Annotated in this window: 1 protein-coding gene and 1 pseudogene; one reads left to right on the top strand and one right to left on the bottom strand. The window is 62.6% G+C overall.

Annotation, left to right across the window (positions count from 1 at the left end):
• Positions 1–217: pseudogene (locus ENZ74_RS33930) on the top strand (NIPSNAP family protein); the annotation flags it as partial.
• A gap of 82 nt (positions 218–299) precedes the next feature.
• Here ENZ74_RS33930 and ENZ74_RS33925 read toward each other — a convergent pair.
• Positions 300–505, bottom strand: a 206-nt coding sequence (locus tag ENZ74_RS33925) for an alpha/beta hydrolase (protein WP_164761510.1), incomplete at its 5' end; no start/stop codon positions are given.

The following is a 505-nucleotide window of genomic DNA, read 5'->3' as shown; positions in this document are numbered from 1 at the left end:
CAATTTTCCGCGCCTGCCGGTACGGGCTGACGAAAACGTCTTCATCAGCGTCATGGGTTTTGCCAGCACAGAAGCGCATGCCCGCCACAAGGCCGCGCTTGCCGCCTCGCCGGCATGGCAGGATTTTTGGCGGGCCGCGCAACCCGGCTTGACCAAACCCACGGAGACCTTGCGGCTGTCGCCGACATCGCAATCACTGGTCGGGATCTATTCCTAAAGCGCGTCGACGCGCTTAGGAATAGATCCTTTTTTGTGCATTTCGTTCTCCCAAAACCGGGGCCACTTTTGGGCGACATGCATCAGACTTCAAATGCCTCGACGATGGTCTTGGCGACAAGGGCCGGGTCTTCCCAATGCGGGTTGTGGCCACAGCGCTCGGCCCGGACGAAGACGGCTCCGGCAAGAGCGGATTGCAACGCCTGCTGGTGCGCCTCGCCGAACAGCGGGTCGCAGGCGCCGGCGATGATCAGCGTCCGGGCCTGCACGGCCCGGACGCTGATCATCG

Origin of the sequence: Mesorhizobium sp. M7A.F.Ca.CA.002.15.2.1, from assembly GCF_003998715.1 — a bacterium.
Lineage (GTDB): Bacteria > Pseudomonadota > Alphaproteobacteria > Rhizobiales > Rhizobiaceae > Mesorhizobium > Mesorhizobium ciceri.
Note: the sequence above shows the minus strand (reverse complement) of the source record. Positions and strands in the feature narration are given on the sequence as shown.